Here is a 24,501-nt window from a genome sequence, read left to right on the forward strand (position 1 = left end):
GCGACACTACCCCGGCACACCCCCACCGCCGACCACAAGATCCCGCAACCTGCCGTGCCGGACGCCAGGACCCGGCACTCCCCCGGCCCGAGACACCCTGCACCGGACCAAAGGCCCAGATCGCAGACGGTGCCCGCGCGCTTCACAGCCTCCGCGCACGAGCTGGCCTGTACTCCCGGCACCTGGTTTCCGGCGCCGGGTCGCGCCCCGGATCGGCCGGCAGGGACGGGGCGAGGGTGTGCGAGTGTCCGGCACGGCCGCCCGAGTCAGGCGGGGCGGTGGGCATCGGGCCAGATCGTCGTGGCGTCGGCGGTCACACCGGTGAGGTCAGCGCCGTCCAGGTCGGCGTCTGTCAGATCGGCTCCGCGCAGATCGGCACCGCGCACGAGGGCCTGACGCAGGTCGGCGTGCTGCAGATGTGCGCGGCGCAGGTTTGCGTGGGTCAGCCGTGCGCCTCGCAGGTTGGCGTAGCGGAGATCGGCGTTCACCAACTCGCCGCTGTGCAGATTGCTGTCAGGCATATAGGCCCGGCTCAGATTCGAGTGCCGCAGGTTCGCGCTCTCCAGCTGCGCTTTAGACAAATGCGCGCGGCGCAGATCCACGCGCGAAAGGTACAGAGTGTGTTCCTGCCGATGCCAGGGACGACGACCCAGCACATACAGGGCGGTCTGCACGTCGGGGGCCCGGGAGGTAAGCCAGGGAAGGTGGGGCTCCATTGCCGGGGTGGGGTGCTGCGGCCCCTCAGGGGCGCCGACCGGCCACGGCGCGTGCTCCCGCACGAACACGCACAGGATGTCGGTGACTGTGGGCTGGTCATCAGGAGAGTTCTTCGCGATCCGCTCCAGGGCGTAGATGCCGCCGAGGCGGACATCGAGTGTGGGATGGCCCAGGTGATCGATGGCACGGGTGAAACGCTCGGTGATCTGCCCCTGGCGGGCCAGGCGGAACTGCTGCCAGCCCACACCTGCACCCGCAACCACGACCAGTGCTCCCATGGCCTGCAATACCTGGCCACGGAAGTCGTTTTGCACCTTCAGTTGGGCCTGCTGCAGCTCCACACGCTGCGCCTGGCCAGCCACACCGACCAACTGATCCGAAGGCAGCGGCGGATACATCAGGCGCGGCAGCCAGACAACCGCGGCCAAAGCAATCACCACACCGCCAGTGCCGAGCACACCCCGCAACCCTCGACGAGCCCGCATCGCTCCCCCGTTCGCCCGCAGTCGACACGACTCGACGCCTTACCCTGCCCACCCCCTGCCGGTACCAGTCCCCACCCGCCGGACACCTCCGCACCACCTGCCCAGCCGACCGCTCCTGGCACGTCGCGCCTGACGATGCGGGGGCAGCGATGAGCTTCCGACCCACCCGCCCACGCCGCACGCCATGGGACGACCGGGGCGGTATCACCGTCTTCGTCGCCGTGTGCGTCCTCGCCCTGCTCGGCATCATCGGCGTCGCCGTAGACGGCGGCGGCACCATGCGCGCCGTCGAGCGCGCCGACTACCTCGCCGGTGAGGCGGCTCGCGCCGGCGGGCAGGCCATCAGCCCCGCCGATGCGATTACCGGCACCGCGATCACCGTCGATCCACAGGCCGCAACCGCCGCCGCGCAGGCTTATCTTGCCGCCGCCGGCGTCACCGGCACCGTCAGCATCTCCGCGGACAACACCACCCTGACCGTCACGGTCACCGGCACCTACCAAACCGCTTTCCTGTCGGTGGCCGGGATCGACTCCCTGCCGGTGACCGGCCGCGCCCACGCCACCCTTCTGCACGGCGTCACTACGCCCGGAGATACCTGATGTCCATCGGCTCTTGCTCCACCCACACCGCCGCCCGCACCCTGGCGCGAGCCGCCAAGGCCGTGCTCAGTCTTGTGGTCCTGGCGGCCGCGGTCGGTGGGCTGCCGCTGCTGCTGGCCTGGGCTACCCCCGTCATTTGGGCCGCTACCCACGACGACGTGGCGCACCTGCTGGATAGGCAGGACACCGGCAGCGTCTTTGTGCTGCTGCTCGTCTGCCTGGGCTGGATCGGGTGGGCCCAGTTCACGTTCTGCGCCACACGGGAGCTGATCGCACAGCTTCGGGGCCGGCCCTGGCACGCCCCGCGCGGGATGAGCACCGCCCAGCGCGCCGCGGCCCTGCTGATCGGCAGCGTCCTCATCCTGCTGCCCGCCAACTCCGCTCTGGCCTCCGACGCCCACGCCGCGCCCGCCCCCACCGCAGCCCGCCACCCCGGACAGACGCCCCAGCACACCCCGCAAGCCGGCGTGGAGGGTGACCAGGCCCGCGCGGCCTCACACGCGTTCTCTGCGAGCACACCGGCCTCGCCTGCGTACACGGTCCGCGAGAGTCGTCCTGCGGAGAGTCTGTGGGCCATCGCCGAGCACGAACTGGGGGACGGCGAACGCTGGCGGGAGATAGCGGAGTTGAACGTGGGCCGCACCATGACCGACGGCACGGTCTTTACCGCCAGCAGCTTCCTTCAACCCGGCTGGCAGCTGAAGATGCCCGACACCGCCACGAACCCGCCTGCGGCCGCGGGCGGTATCCGCACAGAGCTGGAGAACCTTACTCCGGCCGACAACCAGAGCAGCGGGCACGTCGTCGCGGTCCACTCCGGCGACTACCTGTCGAAGATCGCCCAGAAGGAACTCGGCGACGGCGACGCCTGGCCGCAGTTGTTCGAGGCCAGCCGGGGCAAGCCGCAGCCGCACGGACTGCCCAAGATCACCGACCCCAACGTCATCTACGCCGGGCAGCAGGTCACCGTGCCCAACCCCCAGAGCGGCCGGCCATCATCGCCAGACCGTGACCGCGAGGAGAACCCGGAGCCGCACGACCCGGATAGGAATTCCCCGGGCACTCACCACCCCGCCACCACCCCCACGCCCGGCGCGGGCACGGGAAACACGCCGGCGCCTGCACCCAGTCAGACGCGGACACCGGCTCCGCAGTCATCGGAGCCCGGCACACCGTCGACGGATACAGCCGAGCAGCCCGGGCAGCACCCGTCTTCGTCCTCCTCCGCTCCCCCGGCGGCGCCAGCGCAGTCGTCCCCTGCTGCTGGCTCCTCTCCCACGTCTGAGGGCCCAACGACCGCTCCGGTGAGCAGCCCGGTGAACCTGCGCATCGTGCTCGGCGCCGGCGCGCTGCTCGCCGCGGCCATCACCGCAGCGCTCGCCCTGCGCCGCACCCTGCAGCGTCGGCGCCGCAAGCCCGGCGAGAAGATCGCCATCACGCCGGAAACCTCCGCCGCGGAAGCCCAGTTGGCGGCGGCCGCCGACTCCGACGGTGCCGCCCGCCTGGACGGAGCGCTGCGCACCCTGGCCCATCACGTGCTCCAGCAAGCCGACGATGCCGTCCTGCCGCCGTTGCGGGCCGCCCGGATCGGCACCCGCACCGTGGAGGTGCTGCCCGAGGACCTCGTCCAGGACCCCCTCGGGCCCTTCACCGCCGGACGGGGAGGCTGGTGGGTCCTGCCCGCTGACGCCGCCCTCCTCGACGACGACACCGCCCGCGACGTGTCGGCGCCGTACCCGGGGCTGGTCACCATCGGTCACACCCAGGCAGGCGACCTGCTCCTACTCAACCTCACAGCTGTGCCCGCGCTCCTGCTGGACGGAAACCTGGTCCACATCACCGAAGTCTGCACCTCGCTCGCCCTCGAACTCGCCATGAGCCCGTGGGGAACGGACCTTCAGATCGTCACCGTGGGCTTCGGCGAGGACCTCCCCCAGCTGTTGCCCACCGCCCGCATCTGTCACATTCGCCAGGCCGCACACGCGCTGCGCGATCTCACTGAACGGCTCCTCGAAGCCCACCAACTGCCCGATACCCAGCAGCAGCCGTATCTGCTGCTGTGCGCAGCGGCCCTGGACGAGGACACCGCCTGGCAGTTCGCCGACCTCATCGACAAAACGGCCCACACCATGCCAGTCACCCTGATCGCCCCAGCCAGCACGGCAGCCGCACACTTCCCTGAGGCGGAGATCCTCAACGCCTCCCTCAACCAGCCGCAGACCCTCGACTGCGCCGGCACGGACATCACCGTGCAACGCCTTCAACACCCCGCCTACCAGCAGATCATCACCGCACTGAAGGTGTCCGGGCAGCCTCCCCATCCAGCCGAGGGTCCCTGGGAAGACGTCCCGGACGAACCCGACAGCACACCCCCGCCCCAGCGTGCGGCGCCGCAGGAGGACACGACGGCACCCGTTGCCGCGTCGATCGTGCCGGCGCCCGCCCCGCAGGTGAGCGGCGAGGTCTTCCCCGCCCTGCTCGCTGCCAGCACCGACCCCTCCGCGCTCCACCTCTCCTCCCCCGCCCCATCGACGCGGCCCGAGGATGACACCACATCGAGCGCACAGAAGGCGGCTCCCCCTGCCTCGGCCCCGGCAGCCACCGCCGACGCCGACGAAGCAGCCCAGACGCAGGTGGGGACGACGGCAGAGGCCGACGAGGCACAGGCCAAGGCGGAGGAGTTTGTCGTGCCGCAGCAGGAAGAACACAAGACGCCGGATCCTCGCGCCCCGGAGATCCGGGTGCTGGGGCCGGTCGAAGTCGACCGGGTGGGCCATGCAGGCCACGGCCCAAGAATGGCCCAGCTCGCGACGCTGTTGTATTTCCGGCCCGGCCGTAGCGCCGACGTCCTGTGCGCCGACATGGACCCCATTCACCCCTGGTCGACCAGCACCCTCAACGCCCGCCTCCAAGGCCTGCGCAGCAGCCTGGGCAGCGACCCCGATGGCAACCCCTACGTCCCACGCCGCAAATCAGGCGAAGACCCCTACCGCTTAGCACCCGGCGTGCGCTGCGACTGGAGTCGCTTCCTGCATCTCGCCGAACGTGGTCTGCCGCTGGGTCCCGCCGGCCTGAACGACTTGGAGAAGGCCCTGGCTCTGGTGCGGGGCCGACCGTTCGGCGGCCGGCCACTGCCGTGGGCCGAGCCTATGCAGCAGGAAATGACCATCCGGATCATCGACATCGCCCACACCGTGGCCACACACCGCACCTCCCCAGGCCCCCACCACGACCTCAGCGCCGCCCGCCGGGCCATCGCCACTGGCCTCGACGCAGACCCGACCGCTGAACTCCTCTACCGGGCCTGGATGCGCCTGGAAGCAGCATGCGGCAACCGCGCCGGACTCCACACAGCCATCACCCGCATCCAGCAGGTCAACCAGGCACTGGACTGCTCACCGGAGACAGAGACCACCCAGCTCATCAACGACCTGCTCCACGCCCACCGCTCCGGCCGGACACCAGCATCATGACCACCCAGACGACGCCCCCGCCACCGTCAGCACCTACATCACAAGCCACACAGACGACGGCGACAACGCCACGGCCAGTGTCTGACACGCAGACGGTGTCGGGGCCAGAGCCGAAGCCGTCGACGTCGGGGCTCGCATCACGGTCGGAATCGGGGTCAGCGGCACAGAGCCCCTCCCCAACTGGGCCCACTAATGCCACGTCGCACCGCACCGGCACCCCGCCGCCGGTGTCCGCACCGCTCAGTCACACCGCCCAACGGTGGCTGACCGTGCTGATCACCGTCGGCACCGCAAGCGTCGCCGGCATCGGCTTCACCGGCTCCTACACAGCCCTGCGACAACTCGCCACCCGCAAGAGCTTCGGTACCTTCGCCTACCTCTTCCCCGTCGGCATCGACGCCGGTATCTGTGTCCTGCTCGCCCTGGACCTCCTCCTGACGTGGATCCGCATCCCGTTCCCGCTGCTGCGCCAGACGGCCTGGCTGCTGACGGCGGCGACGATCGCGTTCAACGGCGCGGCGGCCTGGCCGGACCCGCTGGGCGTGGGCATGCACGGGGTGATCCCGGTGCTGTTCATCGTGGCGGTGGAGGCGGCCCGGCACGCCATCGGCCGGATCGCGGACATCACGGCGGACAAGCACATGGAGGGCGTCCGGCTGACCCGCTGGCTGCTCTCCCCGGTACCGACGTTCCTGCTGTGGCGGCGGATGAAGCTGTGGGAGCTGCGCTCCTACGAGCAGGTGATCAAGCTGGAGCAGGAGCGGCTAATCTACCGGACCCGTCTGCACTCGCGGTTCGGCCGGGCCTGGCGCCGCAAGGCTCCGGTGGAGTCGCTGATGCCGCTGCGGCTGGCCCGGTACGGCGTTCCGCTGGCGGAGACGGCCCCGGCGGGCCTGGCCGCGGCGGGCATACAACCGATCCCGATCCCGCCCACATCTCAGGCGGCGGCCGGCCACACAGAGCCAGCCACCCAACGGGCTGCGAGCGCCCTTCCTGCCAAAGCGGAATCGGCTGGCTCGGAGCCCGACACCCCCGCCCCTGTGCTCTCCACTCACGCGCACGCACGAGACCTCAGTCCTTCCGCAGCCACCCAGCAAGGCGGTACTCCCGTACACGGCTTCCATCCACCAGTCCGTGAACAACGCCGCAACCTGGCAGTTGAGTTACCGCAGGCCCGGCCATATGCAGCCGCAGCCACCACCGACCACCAGCCCGCCCCCACCAACAGCGGAAGCGCTCCCCCACACCGGGCCGACACGACCCCACCTCGTCGGACACCACCAGAGAACAGCCCCGCTCGCCGGACCAACAGCCCCGGTCAGGCGAAGTTGACCGTGACCGACCGCTACTACCTCGCCTGGCAGGACTACCGCATCCACTACGGCGTCGAGCCCAGCGGCCGGGAACTCTCCACCCACCTCGCCGCCCAAGGACTCCTCGGCCGCGGCCAACAACCCGTCAGCCCGGCCAACCTACGCAGGCACTTCCTCCGCTGGCGCATCTACCACCTGTGGGCCCAGCACCGGGCGGACACTCAGGCTCCCGCTGCTGCAGACATAGCCCGCGAGTGCGCCCGCCACGGCATCACCCGCCAATACAACCAACCCGTCACAGCCGAGTACGTCGAGGGATTGACCGCCGACTTCGAACAACGCTGGCACACCCTCAACTCGGCTTCCAGATAGTAGAAACACCCACGTCCGGGCGCCGCCGCCGTCAGCAACGCCTACCGCTTCAAGAGGCGTTGTCCTCGTCGGCACGCTCGCCTTCGGGTGTGCGCCGGATACGCCACACACCGAAAGCCGCTCCAAAGCAACCACCGACCACAGCCGCCGCCCATCCCCAAGCGCTGCTACGCGATAACACCGCCGCCGACAGCGCGCTCAACAAGGCCCCCACCAGCGCATACATCACGACGATGAAGACCACAGCGACATGCCGATTCCGCAGCGGCGGCAGGCCACCACTCACGCTCGCCCTCCACCCTGGACGGCCACACGGTTCAGCCCCACCCGAACGCCTTCCCCAGGCACACCCACGGTGTGCCGGCATCGCCGCACAAACGCCTCCCCCATCCCGGCCGGCCATCTCCCCACCGTGTATCCCGACAACGGCCACGACAAGCCGACTCAACGACGCCGACCGCAGTACGGACGCCGGACGCTGACACCCCGACACCCCGACACCCCGACACGCACCGAACCAAGTTCGTCCTGGCAGCTGTTCTCCCACCCGGATAGGTCACAACTCCGTCACCACCTTTACCGTTCTCTCACATCGGGTGATTTGGCACCGGTAGTTTCATCCAGCACGTAACGACCTGGGGGGACCCGTGAGCTACTACCCGCCGCAACAGCCCATGCCGCCGCAGCGCGGACCGCAGCCTGTCCGCATCGCGCCAAAGTGGGCGCGGAAGCGGTTCGTGCTGCCCGCGCTCGGCTTCGCCTTCTTCCTCGGCATTGGCGCCGGCGCCGGCGACCCGAACACCACCAAAACGGCGGCGGCCGACACCGTCCGCCCCACCGCCACGACCACCGTCACCGCGACAGCCACAGCGACCGCGACCGCGAAGCCGACACCGGCGCCGACCGTCACCAAGACGGTCAAGGTGAAGGTGACCGTCACCGCGCACGCGGCTGCCGTCGGTTCAGGCTCAACTTCGGGGGGCTCGTCGTCCAGTGGCGGCTCGCCCTCCTCGGGCGGATCATCCTCGACCGGCAACGGTGCGACGGCACTGTGCAACGACGGGACGTACTCGTACGCGGCACACCACCAGGGAGCGTGCTCACACCACGGCGGTGTCGCCGTCTTCTACCACTGACCTTCGCCTGAACGCCCACTGACCCATCCCGCGGCCGCGTCGCGGACGGCATCGTCGCGGCCGGGGATGCGGCCATCGCCCGTCAGGCATGCCACCGCCCGCACCGGGCCCACGCGGTGCAGCAGGCGCGCGTCGAACCGTCCGTCGCGGAGGAGGGCCTCGGCGGTCCAGTCCCGTTACACCAGCCGCTTCAGCTTCCTCCACCTTGTTCTTGTCCGTCGACAAGCCCAGGGCGGCGCACAGATGGTGCGCGCGCATCGGATGCACCGCATCCGCCTACCTCCACGATGTCTCGGTATGAGGACGGCAGCACGTCCGCGTCCAGCTCGGCGGACCAGGCCGGCACCAGCCGTACTCCCACTGGCGATCCGCCTGCGGCTACCCGCTCCGCCACCGCACTCTCGCCGGTGTCGGGACCGGTCACCGACTCGTCCGAGGACAGGATCTCGCTCATCGTCTCCCGCGTGATCTCCAGCCGGGGCACCACTGCCTCCTGCTCGACAAGAAGAGCCGTCAACTCCTCTATCTGCCAACGCAGTTCAGCGATCCGCACCCGCGCGGCAGACTCCGGCCGCTCCAGTTCCTCCCGCCACGACACCATCGCCGCCTCCCAGACCCGAAACCTGGACACGACGATCCGGCAAACGATCCCCGGCAGCAACAGCCCACCAAGGCGATCTCACTGCATGAGAGCTACACCCAATTCATAAGGAGGCAGCAAGCTTCGTGCCAGCCGCCCCGGCGGCTCCTGCGCCGCGGCTCCGTTCCTTCGCATTTCCGCGTACATCCGCAAAATAACCGGCAAAATCCCTGGCCGTCCGCTCCTGCGTGTAACTGCCGAGTGCCACACTGAAGGATCGATGAGCGCCGCGGATCGGGGGCTGGGCGGGCGATGAGCAGATGGATCACTGCAGTCTTAGCAGCGCTGGCCACGTTTGTGTGTGTGACAGGGGTGTTGGGCGCTTGGGTGTTGCCGTTGCTGCTGGCCTCCGAAGCGGACCGGTGGGTAGTCGCCGCCGGTGCAGGAACAGCGGTGTCGGCGGTAGCGGTGGCGTGGGGAGAACGGCGGATGGCGGGCAGAGCCGCCGAACACGGGTTGGAGCCCGCCGCGCCGGCGCCCGCCCCGACAGCCCGGGCGTCCCGGAACCGGTCGGTGGAAGTCAAGGGTGACGTTCCGGGAGTGATCATCACCGGGAACCACGTGCACTTCAAGAAGCGGCGATGAGCCTGACGAGGCGAAGACGCCGCCGTGCGGCGGATGTCAGTGCCGAAAACGACTTTCCGCGTCGCACTTCACGATCGGTCTCGATAGGCAGGGACAACAACGGGGTCACCATCACCGGCGACCACACGAAGATCCACCACTCCCAGCCGGCGTCCTCGGCGGTCGTCATCGTGGCCTTTGTCATGACGCTGGCAGTCGTGGCGACCATTCTGTGGGGCACCCTGGACCACGGTTTCAGCAGCAGCGCGGCCAGCGACCCGCGCCAGCCCGCTGCTTCGGCAGGAAGCCTGTCACCGTCGGATGACGTGCAACCCAACGCCACATGGTGTCTGAACGGAAACTCATGCCCCGTCCGAGGAGGTGACTACTACTGGTCGGGCTCTGCCACGCAGTTGAACTCGGCTCTGACCAAGGTGACCCGTCTGGACTCCCTCCCCGGCCTGTCAGCTGTGGGGTCGGATCAGATTGTCATCACGTTCCAGTCGGCGAGCAACGAGTCGGTGCTTCTGACGGGACTGCGGGTCGTGAGCCGGAAGCCGTCACCGAATCCCCAAGCCGGCCTGATCGCCGCGCCCTCATGTGGTGGCTGCGGGGGCCAGCCCAGCGTCTATTACTTCATCACATCACTCGACGACCCCGCACCGTCGGTCCTCCGCCAGGACCCGAAGACCGGCAAGGCGATCCCCGGCAGGACGGGCTTCCCGCTGACGCTGTCCCAGACCGACGTGGACGTCCTGCTGCTGACAGTCAACGACGCACACTGCACATGCTCGTTCGACCTCGATGCGACCTGGACGATCAAAGGCAAGAAGGGGCACACCCTTCTGACCAATGGAGGTGCCCACTTCCGGATCACGGGCTCTCGGGGGTTGCCGCGCTACCACGAGATCCTTTCGGGGGAAACCCGCAACGGGTCCGTGAACAACTCCGCTCATTCAGTGATGATCCCCGGCTAGTCCCCGTCGTGGGGAGCGGCGGCGTCCGCCACTTGTCGCGGCACGTACGCCCGGGGATCACATCCACAACTGCCGGGTGAGGGAGGCGAAGCAGACATGAGGCAGATCCGATTCACACACCGACGCCTGGCCGTGTGGTGCCTCGGCATCATTCTCGTCGCGACTGCCGCCTCGATCGCCATCCGCGCCACGTCCGCGCCCGACTCCCGTAGCACGCCCACGGCAACCGGACCACGGTCGGCCACCACGACGGCACCAAGTACGCCGCGCCCGGCCCCTCGCCGAATACGAACGCTACGACCCGGCAACTGGGTAACGTCACTGGCCTTCAGCCCCAACGGCAAGCTGCTGGCCTCAGCCACGAACTACGGGACGGTGCAACTGTGGAACGTGGCCAACGGCGATCTCTTAGCCACCCTCGACAAGCTCGCCTTGGCCGACGCGGCACCGAACAAAATCACCTTCAGCCCCGACGGGAAGAAACTGGCGGTGTGCTGCGTGCCACGCTTCCAGCTGGTAGACGTGGCGAGCGGGAAGATCCTGCACAGCAGGACGTCCCCGAACACCCACGTGGCCTTCGCTCCGAACGGCAAGCAGCTCGCGCTCGGCGGGCAGTACGGCATGCAGTTCACCGACGCCGACGGGCAGTTCCGCCTCTTCCGCAACACCTACGTGGGCGAACTCGCCTACAGCCCCGACGGCAGCGTCCTGGCCAGCTCAGGTGGAGTCCGAGTCCGTGGCGGCGGGATCCAGATTTGGAACCCCGCGACGGAGTCGGTCCGCTCCGCTCTGCAGGCCCGAGGCCCAGACGATCCCCCGGACGAGGTGGAGTCCCTGGCCTTCAGCCCCGACGGGACGACAATCGCCACCGGCGGCAGCACCACCGACAACGACACCGGTTCTCTGGTCCTGTGGAAGGTAGCCACCGGTGCCACCACCCGGCTCGGCACCGCAATCGCCCATGACCCCGTCCACGGTATCGCCTACGCGCCGGACGGGCACGTCCTTGCCAGCGTCGACGACATCGGCCGACTGCGACTATGGGACACGACCACCAAGCAGCAACTCGCTGTTCTGCCGACCGCCGGCGCACTGCAGTCGGTGGCAGTCAGCCCGCACGGCGGACTACTCGCGACCGGATCCTCCGGCGGCGCCATCACCCTATGGGACGTCAGCGCCTTCATTCCCACCGGAAAGAAGCTTGCCGAGCATCCGCGGCCTCCCTCCCTCGCTCCAGGCCCCACACTGTCGGGGAGCGGCCCCGGCAGCGCCGTGGGAGCACAAACCGACTGCGGCAGCGCACAAGCCGGTTCGAGGGACGACGCATTCCACGTAGTGGTCACCTCCGGCCACGTGAGCTGCGCCGACGCCCGCCGGATCCTCAAGAACTATGCCAAGGCCCGTGGAAAACAGGGCTCAGCCGGGTTGGCCGTCATTGACGGCTGGTCCTGCGGACACAACAGTACGGTCGGACTGGCACAGACGGGTGTCTACATAGACTGCCAACGCGGAACCGACGAGTTCGACACCCAACGATCCTGACGCCCGATACGTCACCACATCCCGCGCATGCAGCAAGCGGGCAACTCCGGCGAAGACGGATGCTGTTGATGCTGTCGACTGAACGATGTCGGTCGCCCACACCATCGTGTGCGCCCACCAGCATGCCGCCGGGCAGAAACCACCTCGCCTGCTGCGCTTCACGGTGCTTGTGTGGATCGGTGCTTGTAGCAGCGGGGCAGGCCCGTGCCAGTGAAGCGGTGGCAACGAGTGCTGGGACTGCACCACTTCACTGGGAGGCGGCACTGGCCCGCTCACGACAACCGACAGAGAAACGGGTCGTGTGAACCTGCCAGTCACGCGGCCGCCCGGTTGCCGCCCTGCTGTCGGCTCGTAGCGTTCACAGTCGACGTTCGACCAACATGAAGATGAGGCCGACGGCCCCGGTGCCGGCGCCGTAGCAGGCGCCGCGCAGCAGGTGCGCGAGGGCGGTGCGTCGCCTGTGCGCGATCCAGCTCCGGGCAGTGCTGAGCCGGTTCGTGTATCGGGCGGGGCTGCGGGGATTAGGGTTCATGGCAGACGTCCCTTTCGTGATGGCGTCCTGACGGGGAGTCCGTCCGGCCGGTGGCCTCGGAACCGGTGGCCGGGTCAGGGACTCCCCGTTGTCTTCGTCGTGCGAAGGCCCTGGGTCAGCGGCGTTCGGTGAACTCCTGGAGCCGGGTGACGAGTTGTTTGTCGGGCCGGGCGACGATGACGGAGGAGTGCGGGGCGCGGGCGGCAAGCCGGTGGACCTCGCTTTCCAGGCGGCCGGTGGGCGCGTGGGCGCCGTAGCCGTTGGCGCGTACGTAGCGGGCGAAGATTTCCAGGCCGTCGAGGAAGGCGGCATCGGGCGGGGCGGTGTCGGCCATGGAGTGGGTGAGCTGGTGGAACCAGTGCCGGGCCCGCTTGGACTCGCCGAGGCTGAGGTGATGCAGGTGCAGGCAGTAGGCGGCGGCGCGGCTGCTGGCGCCGGCGGCGAGCTGCCACCAGAATTGGGCGGATTCGGGGTGTCCGGTCAGGTGCAGCAAGCAGGCGTAGACGAGGGCGCCGTCGACGTCGAGTTCATCCTCGGTCAGCGGGCCGCGGTCGGGGCCTTCAGCGATCTTGGCGACGTGGGCGGCGGCATCGGGTTCGTTGAGCACCCACCGACACACCACGCTCAGGCGCTGTCCGGCCTGGGCGGCGCGGTTGACTCCGGTGGCGGGGGTGCGGCGGGAGGCGTCGGTGGCCAGTCGACGCAGGCCGGCCGCGACGTCCGTGCCGCGGCGCGGGGTGACGGTCAGGCGGGCGTCGGCGAGGAGGGTGTCGATGGCGGCGGTCATGCTCCGGCTCCCTTCTGCTTGGGCTTCTTGGACGTGTCGGGCAGCCCCAGCTTCACGCGCAGGCGTTCCTTGGCGCGGCGCAGGTGGTGGCCGACGGTGCGGTCGTCGATGCCGATGTACCAGGCGACCTTGGCGGTGTCGTAGCCGAGGACGTAGCGCAGCACGATCACCTCGAACTGCCGGTCGGGCAGTTCGGCGATCGCCTCGTACAGGCCGCTGGACGACTCCATCTTGTGCAGCTTGTCGCGGGCGGTCACCAGCGCCTTGTTGAGGGCCTGGGCGATGGGGCCGTTGATGACGAACGCCGGCCCCCGTCCCTCCGCCTCGAGGCGGTCGTGGACGGCACGCCGCACGATCGCCCACGCGCCCTGCTCGAGGTTGCCAGCGCTCAGCAGCTGCGACCAGCCGGCATGGATCTCAAGGAAGACCTCGTGTATGACCTCCTCCGCGGCTTCGCGGGTGCCGAAGTGGACTTCCGCATAGGCGTGGAAGGCCTCCTGGTGCCCGAGGTAGAACGCCTCGAAGTCCAGCGGCAAGTCCAGAGCAACGAACATGGACTGTGACAGTCCGGAGCCGTACTCCGTCGGCGAGGCGCCCACTGGGGCGTCGTCGTGACTCACACGCAGCTCCTGTCGGCCAGAGACATGAGCAAAGATCCTCTCCATTGAGGTCATTGGGGACCGGCGCCAACTTGCCAGCTGGTAACGACTGTTGGGCCTGGCTCCTACCTAAGTGATGCGCGGGGCGGAAGACTCACGTCCCTTTGCAAAGAACACGTAGAGTGCCCAAACAAAGGCGCTGTGCAACTTTCAACAAGCAGCGCTAGTCACCCTACGTAGTCCTCTGACCAGGCGTAACCCCATCGAGGTGTCATGCGAACACTCATCCGCACACAGGCCGTGTTCTGCATCACATCACCCCGCGCACGACAGACACCTATGGATGCTCACGTGGTCCCTGACTCCTCACAGACCGCGCCCCACCCTGATGTAACTGTCGTCCGTCAAAGCCTGTTGTTCTCTCACCGAGATCGAGTACGAGCCGGAGTCGTCGATGGCGCTCCAGCCCATCGGCGATCATTGACAACGAACCTTGCCTGACGCCCGATCACGCCAGATAGCCTGACCCGCATGATTCGCGCAGTGGTCTTTGACGTCGGTGAATGCCTCGTAGACGAAACGACTGAGTACGGCACCTGGGCCGACTGGCTCGACGTACCCCGGCACACCTTCCACGCCATGTTCGGCGCGGTCATCGCCCAAGGCCGCGACTACCGCGAGACCTTCCAGGAGTTCCGTACAGGCTTCGACCTATACGAGGAGCGGGAGAAGCGGGCAGCCGCTGGGAAGCCGGAACACTTCGGCGAGGCAGACCTGTATCCAGACGTCCGCGATGCCCTGGCCACGCTTCGCTCGGATGGCCTGTGGCTGGGCATCGCTGGGAACCAGACCGTCCGAGCTGGCGGCATCCTGCGGCAGTTGTTCACGGGCGACGTCGACCTGATCGGCACCAGCGACGACTGGGGCGCGAGCAAGCCGGACCGGGCGTTCTTCGACCGAGTTGCCGAGGTGGTTCCTGCCGAGGTCAGCGAGATCCTGTACGTCGGCGACCGCGTCGACAACGACATCCGCCCCGCCGCCACCTCGGGGATGCTCACGGCGCTGGTGCGGCGCGGTCCGTGGGCGACGATCCAGTGGCGGACCGAAGAAGCGGAGAAGCTCCCGACGTTCCGGGTCGAGAGCCTCCGCGAGCTCTCCGGTCTGATCAAGCAGTTCAACGAGCGAGAGCGCTGACGGTCGTCGACCAGCCGTAGAGCCGGTCGTCGAGCTCACGGACGCAGCGTTCGTTCTGGTGCGACGTCAGGGCACGCCGCACCTCGCGGACGCGGTCCATGCCCATCGCGTACCAGGTGCGCTCCAACTGGTCGAGGGCGCGGACGGCGTACCCGCATGCTTCCTCAGGGTGGCCGGCTGCTGCTTCGACGGCTGCGAGGTCGCCGAGGACGACGGTCATCTGTTTTTCCTCAGCCGCGTCGAGGTCGTCTAGTACGCCGAGCAAGGTTTCCCGGGCCTGGGGCAGGTGCCCGGCCTTGAGTTGGGTGTTGCCCTTGAACGCACGTAGCCGGACAGCGGTGAACCAGTCGAGCCACTCGGGATTCGTGTGCTCACTGCCTCGGGCGAGGATCTCTTCGGCGTGCCCGATCAGGTGGAGCGCCGTCCTCGTGTTGCCGCAGCGGGTCTCGCACTCTGCTTCTACGGCGTCGAGCCAGGCGAGGAACTCGGCGGAGGCTGGGCCGCGGCGGGCGTAGGTACGGGCGGCCACCATGCGTTCAACGGCGGCTTCGCGGTCTCCGGCCCATGCAGGGGCGAACGCAGTGTGCGCGAGCACTGCGGCGCCGAGGAGTGCGTCGTTCGCTTCGCCGGCGGCCTGGAGCGCGCGGAGCAGGGTCTGTTGGGCGCGGTCGGCGTCGCGCATGTCGAAGAACTCGATGCGCCCGGCCAGCAGCCAGGTCTCGGCAAGGGCGGCGGCGACCAGCTGCTTGGTGTGCCCTGCGGTCTCGGGTAGGAGCGTGCAGCCGAGTGTGGCGTGGGCGAGTGCGGCGGGGTGCAGGGTGGCAGGGGCGAGGGACCAGTACAGGCGACGGTGTGCTCGGGTGATGGCTGAGTAGTCGTCGGCGACGGAGGCGGGCTGCAGTGTGACGGCTTGGGTGGGAACGGCAACGAGCCCTGTTTCGGCTGCCGGGGCGAGCGCCGTACGTCGAGCGCGGGTTGATGCCATGCCCCCTGGTGGGGTGAATCCGAGTGATTCCAGGCTTTGTCCGAGGATACGCTCGATAGCCTGACCCACGGTCGGCTGTGGCCAGGGTGGTGTGTCGGTCATCCACCTGCCGACCTGGCGGGTGCCGACGCCGATGGCTTCGGCCAGGGCCTCGTTGGTGGGGTAGCCGGCAGCTACGGCCGCGGCTTTGAGCCTCGGGTTCCCTACGCGCCGTGCCATTGTGCTCCTCCGGGTCGGGTCTTCTCCCAGTAAGTGTGGGCAGAAGTCCGGCGGAATGTCACCCGTCACTCCTTGGCGGCAGCGAAAGTCCGGTTTAGAGCCGCAAGAAGTCCGATGGAAGTCCTCGCATGAGACGCGCGCGAAGAACAGTCTTGTGGCATCCGATCACGCCACGAGGAGCCGCTGATGCAGAGCGCTGCCTTACCAACTTCGGCTGGCTGCAGCCTGATAGGCGCTGGCCAGGACTGGGACGCTATTCGTGTCCCTGTATCGCTGGGACTGGCGGCCATGTCGATCCTGGGCGCACGCTGCGGCGCGGTCCTCGAGGACCCAATCTCCTCAGCGGTCTACTACTTCGTGCCCCGCGGTACGGCCAAGCAGTGGAGTGTGCCGGGTACTGAGCCCCTCGGATCGGGCTCGAACGTAGCCGTACCGCCGCTGCGAAGGGCCACCGGCCCGGGTCCGTACTGGCGGGTCTGCCCGGGTGACGACGGCTGGGTCACGGACGCGGCCGCGTTGCAGGCGGCCCTCGAGGACTGCATGGGCTCAGGGGAGGCCGTGCCGGCATGAGCAGCGCGACAGAAGCGATCCCCGTCGAAGTCCTCGAAGCGCTGGCGATACCGGCACTAGACGGGCTGAGCGAGGAGCAGGTGGGTGGCAGGGCGTGTATCTGGTGTGCCAGCCTGCTGACGATCGAGACGGCTGTGCAGCTCGGCGAGCACCTGACCGACGCCGGTGCGTCCACCGCGGTCACCAGGATGAGGACCTCCCCAAGAGGCTGCCGCAGCTGCGTGGAAGGCCGAGCTCACCGTGGTCTGTTTGCTCACGGTTCGACGTGCGCCCTGTGCCGCGACGAGCAGACCGCCGGTGAGTGCGTAGTCGGCCGTGGCCTCTATCGGCTCGTCCGGGAGACCAGCCGGCACGTGATCTTCGCGATTCCATGCGAGCCATGCACGCTCGCCAGGATTTTCCCCAGGCAGACCCCGAAGCACGAGTGCACTGGTCTGGCTGCCCTGTCCGACGGGACCGTGCCGTGCCCCTGCTGCCGGTCGACACCACCGCCACCGTGCGCGCGCTGTCGGCGCCCGATAAAGGCAGGTGGGGAATTCGATCTGCCGCGCTATGAGCAGCAGCTGTCAGCGTCCTGGAACCTGTCCGGCCGCTCCTTGCACACGCCAAGGGCAGCCCGCACGCACGTCACCAACACCTGCCAAATCTGGCACGTGCCCCGTCAAGCCGTGGAGGGCCTGGCACTCATCACCAGCGAGCTGGCCACCAATGCGGTCGTGCACGCGCATGCCGAAGAAGTCACCGTCATGCTGGGGCTGGCCTCTCACCACGTCTGGGTCAGCGTCACTGACCGCGGCCGGCCCCGCTCCCCCGTCATCCGCCGCACCGTAGCCGCGGACGCCGAGGACGGGCGCGGGCTTTGCCTGGTCGAGGCCCTTGCCACCCGCTGGCACGCGACCACAAGCACCAGCGGCACCCACGTCTGGGCCTGTATTGCCTTACCCCGTCGCGGTGCCACCAGGGATCAAGTAGCAGCCTCTGCACCGCTAGACGATCCGGCGAACCGCGTCGCCCCCGGCCACGCAGAGGACCCGCCGCACAGGCAACTCCTCCCGTCCACCTCACCTACCCAGCGGATGCCTTGATGCCCAGGCCGTTAGCGACCAACGCCGTTCTTCCCGCCGTTCAAAGAAGCACAGAAACCCATCCAGATCTGATCGTCAGTCCGGTCGGCGCCGACATGGATCTGCGGGCCGCAATCGAGGATTTGAAGCTGGGCCGCTACCGGGCCGCGCGGGATCTTTTGGCGCGGACGGGCCCGAACTGGCCCCTGCGTACCCGCCGGAGCCAGCTGCTGGCCGCGGGATCGGGAGACGGCGGCGTCTTCAAGACATGGCTGGAGGAAGAATCCGGCAGCGCGGATGCGTCGATGATGTGGACTCGGGTCCTCACCCGGGCCGCGCTCGTCGCCCACCGCTCCGGCAGGACCAAGGACTTGGTGGCCCGGGCTGCGGGGCTGGCCCGGCAGGCTTGTATGAAGGCGATGGCGATGCGGCCGGAGTGTCCGGTGGCGTGGGTCTGCCTGCTGCAGCTGACGCAACTGCCCTTTGATCCCTACCACTTCGACCCCCAGTGGCGGTCGCGTCCGCTGCCGTGGGATCAGCTCAGGGATCCGACTATGCCGCTTCGAGGGCCGTGGCCACTGCTGGAGGAGATCAACCGGCGTGATCCCGGCAACCGGGAGGGGCATCACCGCATGCGTGAATTCTTCCTGCACCGCGGCGGGCCCACGGCCGCCATGAGCTACTCGGCATGGACTGTAGCCAGCCAGCCCACCAGCGGTGAGTTGGATCTATTGCCGCTGTACGCGATGCGTGACGTGTACGCGGCCCGGCACGGGAACGGGCACGGCAGTGCCCTGCAGTTCTGGCAGACCGCGCAGGTGTCGCACTATGCGTGCCAGGCCCGGGACCGCTGGTTCGCCTCCGTCCCTCCGGTGCATCACGGGTGGCTGTCGGTGCTGGATCTCAATCACCTCGCGCATGCTCTGGTGGCGTGTGGCGAGGACGCACGGGCGGTGTTCGAGGCGATGGGCCCGTATGCCACCCCCGAGCCGTGGCAGACGATCAACCGCAGTCTGGGCCGCAGCTACGACTGGACCACCGAATTCCTGCGCATCCGCAGCGCCGCCCTGCGCGAGCGCTCCCGTTGGTGAACCTTCCGCCCCTCCCTCGCCCCGTGCGGCGTGGTCGACGCCCCCTGCGTCTGTGTCCCTCACTCCTTCGATTGTGAAAGTGGATCTCTGGTGTTACGCAGAAGAAGCAGCACTCTTGCCCATGACGGCAGTGACGATGACGTCCTGGCCGCCCTCGGGATCAAGCCCGAACTCTCCCGGAAGATGGGCGTGTTCGGGAACTTCGCGATCTCGTTTTCGGTGATCTGCATCCTGGCCGGCGGCATGAGCCTGTTCGGCTTCGGCCTCGCCCACGGCGGGCCCGTGGTGATGCTCGGCAGCTGGATCGTCATCGGTGCGATGACCCTGCTGGTCGGCCTGTCCCTGGCGGATGTCGTCTCCGCCTACCCGACCTCGGGCGGCCCTTACTTCATGGCCGACAAACTCGGCGGGGCCCGCTGGGGCTGGATGACGGGCTGGCTGAACCTGCTCGGGCTGCTGGGTGCGATCGCCGGCATCGACTACGGCGCTGCCGTCTTCACCGGCGCGTTCGCCCAGATGCAGTGGGGCATCAGCCCCACCGGCGGCGTCACCATGACCATTTTCGGGTGCATCCTGCTGCTGCACGGCCTGCTCAACTCCGCGGGCGTGCGTCTGGTCAACGCCCTCAACGCCTTGTCCGTGTGGTGGCAACTCGCGGGCGTCGCCGTCATCGTCGGCGCGCTCACCCTCGCCCCGACCGCGCACCGGTCGCCGGCCTTCGTGTTCACCCACTTCCACAACGACACCGGCTTCACCCACCCCCTCTACGTCGCGCTCATCGGCAGCCTTCTGGCGGGCTACACCTTCTGCGGCTATGACGCCTCCGCCCACGTCGCCGAGGAGACCAGCGACGCCCAGACTGCCGCGCCCCGCGGCATCGTCCGCTCCATCTGGGTCTCGTGGGCGGCCGGCTTCGTGCTCCTGGCCGGCCTGCTGTTCGCCCTGCAGGACTACACGGCCACGCAGAACACGCCGACCGGGGTGCCGCCCGCTCAGATCTTCCTCGATGCCCTCGGCGCGAACGGAGCGAAAGCACTGCTGGCAGTCGTCGTGGTGGCGATGCTGTTCTGCGGCAACGCCGAAGTCGCCGCAGCCAGCCGCATGGTCTATGCATTCTCCCGCAGCCGCGCCCTGCCCGGCTGGCAGGCCTGGCGGCAGGTCAACGAGCGCACGAAGACGCCAACTCGAGCCGTGTGGTGCGTCATCGTCGTGCCGTTCATCCTGGCCCTGCCCGCTCTGTGGTCGCCGACCGCCTACGGCGCGATCACCGCCATCAACGCCGTCGGCATGACCCCGGCCTACGGCATCCCCGTCTACCTCGCCCTGCGCAAAGGCCGCGCCTACCAGAGCGGCCCGTGGAGCCTGGGCCGCTGGCGAAAACCCGTCAGCGTCACGGCCGTCGCCTACGTCGCCATCATCACGATCGTGTTCTGCCTGCCGCAGTCCACCCCCATCACCGCCGGCTCCTTCAACTACGCCGGGGTGACCCTGCTGGCCGCGCTGCTGCTGGCCTGGGCCACCTGGATCACCCGCGGCAAGCGGGACTACCAGCTCACCGCCGCCGCGACCGCCCAGCCCAGCGAAGCCCTGCTCAGCGAAGGTTTCTGATGAACGTCACCACCGACCCCACCGCGACACCGTGGCCCGCAGGACCGGTAACCCGCAGCTCACTGCAGCGCCTGCTCACCGACCGGGCCGTCACCGACATCATGCTGGCCGTGCCCGACCTGCACGGGCGGCTGATGGGCAAACTCTTCAACGCCTCCGTCTTCCTGAGCCGGATGACCGGCGGGGCGGAGATGTGCTCCTACATCCTGGCCACCGACGTCGACATGACCCCCCTGGACACCTTCGACGTCACCGGCTGGGACCAGGGCTTCGGAGACTTCCTCGTCATCCCCGACCTGGACCAGGTCCGCCTGCTGCCGCACCGGCCCGGCACCGCCCTCGTCTTCGGCACGCCCGTCCACGACGACGCCTCCCCCGTCGAGGTGGCGCCCCGGCACCTGCTGGCGACGCAACTCGATCGCCTGCGCGCTGTGGGATACGAGGCGAAGGTCGGCGTCGAGGCCGAGTTCGTCCTCTACACCGACGGAGCGGAGGGCCCGGTCCCGGCCTGGACGGCGAACCTGGACTACGCCCTGCAGCATCCGCCCGAGATCAGCGACTTCCTCCACCACCTGGGCCAAGCGCTGAGCGACGCCGGGATCGGCTACGAGGCCTTCAAGACCGAGGGGGCGGCCGGCCAGTGCGAGGTGACCTTCCCCTACGGGGAGGCCCTCGCCGCCTGCGACCACTACACCCTCTTCCGGCATCTCGTCGGACAGATCGCCGCCCGGTACGGGCTGACGGCCGTGTTCATGGCAGCCCCTCAGACCGGGGTCGGCAGCGGCCTGCACCTGCACCTGTCCCTGTGGAACGAGCACGCACCGGCGTTCGCCCACCGCCGCGGCCAACAACCACCACCCGCTCTGGCACAGGCCACCGCCGGCCTGATCTCCGCACTCCCCCACATGGCGCCCCTGTACGCGCCCACCGTCAACTCCTACAAGCGCTACCGGCCGCACTCGTTCGCCCCCACTCGCTTCAATTGGGGCTTCGATCACCGCGGCTGCGCCGTCCGCGTCACCGGCCACGGCCAGGGCGCCCATCTGGAGGTGCGCCTGGCCGGCGCCGACGCCAACGTCTACCTGGCCCTCGCCGCCGACACCACCGCCATCGCACACGGCATCGAGGAAAAACTGACGCTGCGGCCGGCCTGCGACGGCGACGCCTACCAGGACCAAGGCGCCATCCCGCTGTATCCCGACCTCGCCGAAGCACTCGCCTACTTCGAGCACAGCACCATCGCCCAGCTCCTGCTCGGCAAAGACGTCGTACGGCACTACGCCCACGCCGCCCAAGCCGAACTCACCTGGTACCGCCACCAGGTCACCGACCTGGAACGGCAACGCGGGATCCGCTGAGACTCCCTGCCGCCGGGTGAACTCCCCCTCGGCGGCAGGGCCCAGCTCCTCGCGGCCCCGGCCAGACGGTGACCGGGGCAGCGAGGACACGACCTTTCAAGCAGCGGCAGCGAACAGTCCGCCGCACCCTGCTGCCCCCGACGGCCGGCCAGCGCATCGCCGTCTGACACCACGCCATCCGCCCGGTACAGACACGCCATCCCACAAACCCCCGCCGCCGGCCCCAACTCCCCCGACGGCCGTACCCACCGTGAAACTCCGACTTGAGGAGACCTATGTTCGTCCACGCCGATCGCCTGCCCACAAGCCCGGCGATCCCGCAGGGAACCATCACCCCTGCCCCCTGGGGGCTCACCCGCATGGCGCCCTACCCGACCATGGCTGCAGAACACACTCGGGTAGAGCTTGACCCGAGCACTCAGACCGCCGTGTTCTTCGACCGCTCCGGCCAGGTGATGGAGATGCCCGGCCACGGCACCAGTACCGGCACCTCGCCGGCCACCGGGACCAGCCCCGACGGCAACGGATCCACTCAGGACAGCGACACGGGAAGTGACAGCGACCAGTGAGTGATCTGCGCCCGGTGCTGGTCGTCACCAGCCTGTACGACCCCACCGCCGACGTGGTGATAGCCGAGCTACACGAGAGGGGCATCCCGGTCGTGCGGTTCGACGCAGGGGACTTCCCCGCATCACTGTCGGTGGAGGCCGAGATCACTCAGGACGGCGTCCGGGGACGCCTTGCAACCCCCTCGCGCACGGCTGACCTCGGCCATGTCCGCGCTCTGTACTACCGGCGTCCGAGTGGCTTCGCTTTCCCGCACCTCGACCAGCAGGACGCACGCTTCGCCGTCACCCAGGCCCGGTACGGCCTCGGGGGCGTCATCGCATCGCTCCCGAACTGCCTGTACGTGAACCATCCGCACTACACGGGCGACGCCGAGTTCAAGCCGTCCGGTCTGGCCGCCGCCGCCAAGGCCGGCCTGCGGGTGCCACGCACGCTCATCACGTCGAATCCTGACGCTGCCAAGGCGTTCATCAAGCAGCACGGTCCCACGATCTACAAACCCCTGTGGAACCCCGTATATCGGATCGGCGACGTCTCCTCCGTGGTCAAGATCGCCGAGGTGAGCGCGGAGGACATCGACGACCGGGTTGCCGGCACTGCCCACCTGTTCCAACAGCGCATACCCAAGACGGCCGACATCCGCGCGACCGTGATGGGGCGGCACACGTTCAGCGTCCGGATCGATTCCGATCTCCTGGACTGGCGAACCGACTACAGCCGCCTGCGCTACACCCCCGTAGCGACGCCCACAGACGTCGAACTGGCCCTCCACGAGTACCTGGACCACTTCGGGCTCCACTTCGGCGCGTTCGACTTCGCCCTGGACGCAGGCGGGCAATGGTGGTTCCTGGAATGCAACCCCTCCGGCCAGTGGCACTGGCTGGAGCACGAGACCGGCCTGCCCATGTGCGCGGCCCTGGCCGACCTGCTGGAAAGGAAGCCGTGAGCGACCACGAACAGCACCTCAGGCAGCTCATCGACACCATGACCGCCGGTGGTTCGCTGCGATCACAACCGTGGAAGGAGGCCGCGGCGGCCGTACCGAGGCACGAGTTCCTCCGCAACGGCTTCTTCCGCATGGTGCCCGGCACGTCACCGACCGCCTGGATGCCCATCTGCGAGGACGGCGAAGGATGGCTCGAGGCCTGTTATGCCGATGAATCCCTGGTCACGCAGATCGCGGGCACGATCAAGCCGACCGACATCCGCGGCGAGATCATGCGGGAACCGACCAGCTCGAGCACACTGCCCTCTCTCGTCCTGCGCATGCTCGAAGACCTCGAAGTCCAGCCCGGAATGAAGGTCTTGGAGATCGGCACCGGCACCGGCTACTCCACCGCGGTGCTCTGCGCGCGCCTGGGCGACCACAACGTCACCTCGATCGAGTACGACGAAAAAGTCGCCTTGCAGGCCCGGGAGGCGCTCGGCCGACTCGGTATGTATCCCCACCTGTTGACCGGCGACGGACTCCAAGGAGGAGGCCCCGGCGCACTGTACGACCGGATCATCGCCACGTGCGCCGTACGCACCGTGCCCGCAGCCTGGCTGCAGCAGACCCGGCCAGGCGGGCAGATCCTGACCACCATCGGCGGCTGGCTGAACGCCTCCGAGCTGGTGCGTCTGACCGTCCACGAAGACGGCACAGCCTCCGGGCCAGCGCTGGGCGGGCAAGTCAGTTTCATGCTCGCCCGACCTCACCAGGCGCCCTCACTTGGCCTGCTTCCGGACCTCGGCGCGGGCAGACAGCGCGAGGCCATCATCGGCGGCGATGGACTGGATGATTGGGCGAGCCGGTTCGTCGCACAGTTCGCCGTACCGAGCGCACAGCGTCTGAAACTGCGCGACGGCCAGCACAACACCGACGTCCTCATCGACACCGAGACCGGATCATTCGCGGCGCTGTACAAGGAGTACGGCCGCTGGATCGTCCGGCAGGGCGGCCCTGAACCGCTCTGGGACGCCGTCGAGGATCAACTCAGCCGCTGGCATGCAGCAGGCGCACCGGCACTGGAAGAGGCCACCATTCACGTGACATCGGCAGGCCAGAGCATCCACTGGTAGACGGACCGGCGTCGCGATGGTCAAACTGGCCTGCGCTCCGCAGGC

20 protein-coding genes are annotated in these 24,501 nt (G+C 68.5%); 14 read left to right on the plus strand and 6 right to left on the minus strand.

Annotated features, from left to right (window positions below):
- Positions 1–266: 266 nt before the first annotated feature.
- Positions 267–1,175: a pentapeptide repeat-containing protein gene (locus LN251_RS38810; protein ID WP_458248848.1), complete on the minus strand. Its 909-nt coding sequence runs from the start codon at positions 1,173–1,175 to the stop codon at positions 267–269.
- A 176-nt stretch (positions 1,176–1,351) separates the two neighbouring features.
- On the opposite strand from LN251_RS38810, the gene LN251_RS38815 reads away from it, so the two are divergent.
- From LN251_RS38815 to LN251_RS38825, 3 genes are all read left to right on the plus strand, one after another.
- Complete coding sequence (locus tag LN251_RS38815; RefSeq protein ID WP_458248849.1) at positions 1,352–1,804, plus strand: TadE/TadG family type IV pilus assembly protein; 453 nt, start codon at positions 1,352–1,354, stop codon at positions 1,802–1,804.
- Positions 1,804–5,277, plus strand: a complete 3,474-nt coding sequence (locus LN251_RS38820; protein ID WP_458248850.1) for a LysM peptidoglycan-binding domain-containing protein — start codon at positions 1,804–1,806, stop codon at positions 5,275–5,277. The genes LN251_RS38815 and LN251_RS38820 overlap by 1 nt, the downstream gene beginning before the upstream one ends.
- Before the next feature lie 263 nt (positions 5,278–5,540).
- Positions 5,541–6,962, plus strand: a complete 1,422-nt coding sequence (locus LN251_RS38825) for a DUF2637 domain-containing protein (RefSeq protein WP_458249519.1) — start codon at positions 5,541–5,543, stop codon at positions 6,960–6,962.
- 49 nt (positions 6,963–7,011) lie between these two features.
- Here LN251_RS38825 and LN251_RS38830 read toward each other — a convergent pair whose 3' ends face one another.
- Positions 7,012–7,248: a hypothetical protein gene (locus LN251_RS38830; RefSeq protein WP_458248851.1), complete on the minus strand. Its 237-nt coding sequence runs from the start codon at positions 7,246–7,248 to the stop codon at positions 7,012–7,014.
- Between the two features lie 361 nt (positions 7,249–7,609).
- On the opposite strand from LN251_RS38830, the gene LN251_RS38835 reads away from it, so the two are divergent.
- Positions 7,610–8,098: a DUF3761 domain-containing protein gene (locus LN251_RS38835; RefSeq protein WP_458248852.1), complete on the plus strand. Its 489-nt coding sequence runs from the start codon at positions 7,610–7,612 to the stop codon at positions 8,096–8,098.
- 190 nt (positions 8,099–8,288) lie between these two features.
- On the opposite strand, the gene LN251_RS38840 is transcribed toward LN251_RS38835, so the two are convergent.
- Positions 8,289–8,759, minus strand: coding sequence for a hypothetical protein (locus LN251_RS38840; RefSeq protein ID WP_458248853.1), 471 nt, complete (start codon positions 8,757–8,759; stop codon positions 8,289–8,291).
- 560 nt (positions 8,760–9,319) lie between these two features.
- Between LN251_RS38840 and LN251_RS38845 the strand changes: the two genes are divergently transcribed.
- The gene (locus LN251_RS38845; RefSeq protein WP_458248854.1) at positions 9,320–10,279 is read left to right on the plus strand and encodes a hypothetical protein; all 960 of its coding nucleotides are present in this window, start codon (positions 9,320–9,322) and stop codon (positions 10,277–10,279) included.
- Positions 10,280–10,375: 96 nt separating this feature from the next.
- Entirely contained in the window at positions 10,376–11,821 is a 1,446-nt protein-coding gene (locus tag LN251_RS38850) for a WD40 repeat domain-containing protein (protein ID WP_458248855.1), read from the plus strand.
- Positions 11,822–12,468: 647 nt separating this feature from the next.
- Here the strand turns inward: LN251_RS38850 and LN251_RS38855 are convergent.
- Both LN251_RS38855 and LN251_RS38860 read right to left on the minus strand, forming a co-directional pair.
- A complete protein-coding gene (locus tag LN251_RS38855) occupies positions 12,469–13,140 on the minus strand; it encodes a hypothetical protein (RefSeq protein ID WP_458248856.1) in 672 nt (223 codons plus the stop codon).
- Positions 13,137–13,760: an RNA polymerase sigma factor gene (locus LN251_RS38860; RefSeq protein WP_458248857.1), complete on the minus strand. Its 624-nt coding sequence runs from the start codon at positions 13,758–13,760 to the stop codon at positions 13,137–13,139. The genes LN251_RS38855 and LN251_RS38860 overlap by 4 nt, the downstream gene beginning before the upstream one ends.
- 510 nt (positions 13,761–14,270) lie before the next feature.
- Between LN251_RS38860 and LN251_RS38865 the strand changes: the two genes are divergently transcribed.
- Positions 14,271–14,933, plus strand: a complete 663-nt coding sequence (locus tag LN251_RS38865) for an HAD family hydrolase (protein ID WP_458248858.1) — start codon at positions 14,271–14,273, stop codon at positions 14,931–14,933.
- Here LN251_RS38865 and LN251_RS38870 read toward each other — a convergent pair.
- Complete coding sequence (locus LN251_RS38870) at positions 14,914–16,137, minus strand: transcriptional regulator (protein WP_458248859.1); 1,224 nt, start codon at positions 16,135–16,137, stop codon at positions 14,914–14,916. The two genes, LN251_RS38865 and LN251_RS38870, sit on opposite strands and share 20 nt — an antisense overlap.
- 566 nt (positions 16,138–16,703) lie before the next feature.
- Here LN251_RS38870 and LN251_RS38875 point away from each other — a divergent pair.
- The 7 genes from LN251_RS38875 to tgmC all read left to right on the plus strand — a co-directional run bounded on the left by LN251_RS38875 (position 16,704) and on the right by tgmC (position 24,456).
- Positions 16,704–17,792: an ATP-binding protein gene (locus tag LN251_RS38875; protein WP_458248860.1), complete on the plus strand. Its 1,089-nt coding sequence runs from the start codon at positions 16,704–16,706 to the stop codon at positions 17,790–17,792.
- The gene (locus LN251_RS38880) at positions 17,792–18,862 is read left to right on the plus strand and encodes a hypothetical protein (RefSeq protein WP_458248861.1); all 1,071 of its coding nucleotides are present in this window, start codon (positions 17,792–17,794) and stop codon (positions 18,860–18,862) included. The genes LN251_RS38875 and LN251_RS38880 overlap by 1 nt, the downstream gene beginning before the upstream one ends.
- Before the next feature lie 90 nt (positions 18,863–18,952).
- Positions 18,953–20,470 carry an amino acid permease gene (locus LN251_RS38885; protein ID WP_458248862.1) on the plus strand — a complete coding sequence of 506 codons (1,518 nt, stop codon included), beginning with the start codon at positions 18,953–18,955 and terminating at the stop codon, positions 20,468–20,470.
- Entirely contained in the window at positions 20,470–21,828 is a 1,359-nt protein-coding gene (locus LN251_RS38890; RefSeq protein ID WP_458248863.1) for a glutamine synthetase family protein, read from the plus strand. The genes LN251_RS38885 and LN251_RS38890 overlap by 1 nt, the downstream gene beginning before the upstream one ends.
- A 275-nt stretch (positions 21,829–22,103) precedes the next feature.
- The gene (tgmA, locus tag LN251_RS38895; protein WP_458248864.1) at positions 22,104–22,397 is read left to right on the plus strand and encodes a putative ATP-grasp-modified RiPP; all 294 of its coding nucleotides are present in this window, start codon (positions 22,104–22,106) and stop codon (positions 22,395–22,397) included.
- On the plus strand, positions 22,394–23,341 hold the full coding sequence (gene tgmB / locus LN251_RS38900; RefSeq protein WP_458248865.1) for an ATP-grasp ribosomal peptide maturase: 948 nt from the start codon (positions 22,394–22,396) through the stop codon (positions 23,339–23,341). Before tgmA ends, tgmB begins: the two co-directional genes overlap by 4 nt.
- Entirely contained in the window at positions 23,338–24,456 is a 1,119-nt protein-coding gene (gene tgmC / locus LN251_RS38905) for an ATP-grasp peptide maturase system methyltransferase (protein ID WP_458248866.1), read from the plus strand. Before tgmB ends, tgmC begins: the two co-directional genes overlap by 4 nt.
- Positions 24,457–24,501: the final 45 nt, after the last annotated feature.

The organism is Streptomyces sp. MAI_2237 (assembly GCF_054189285.1).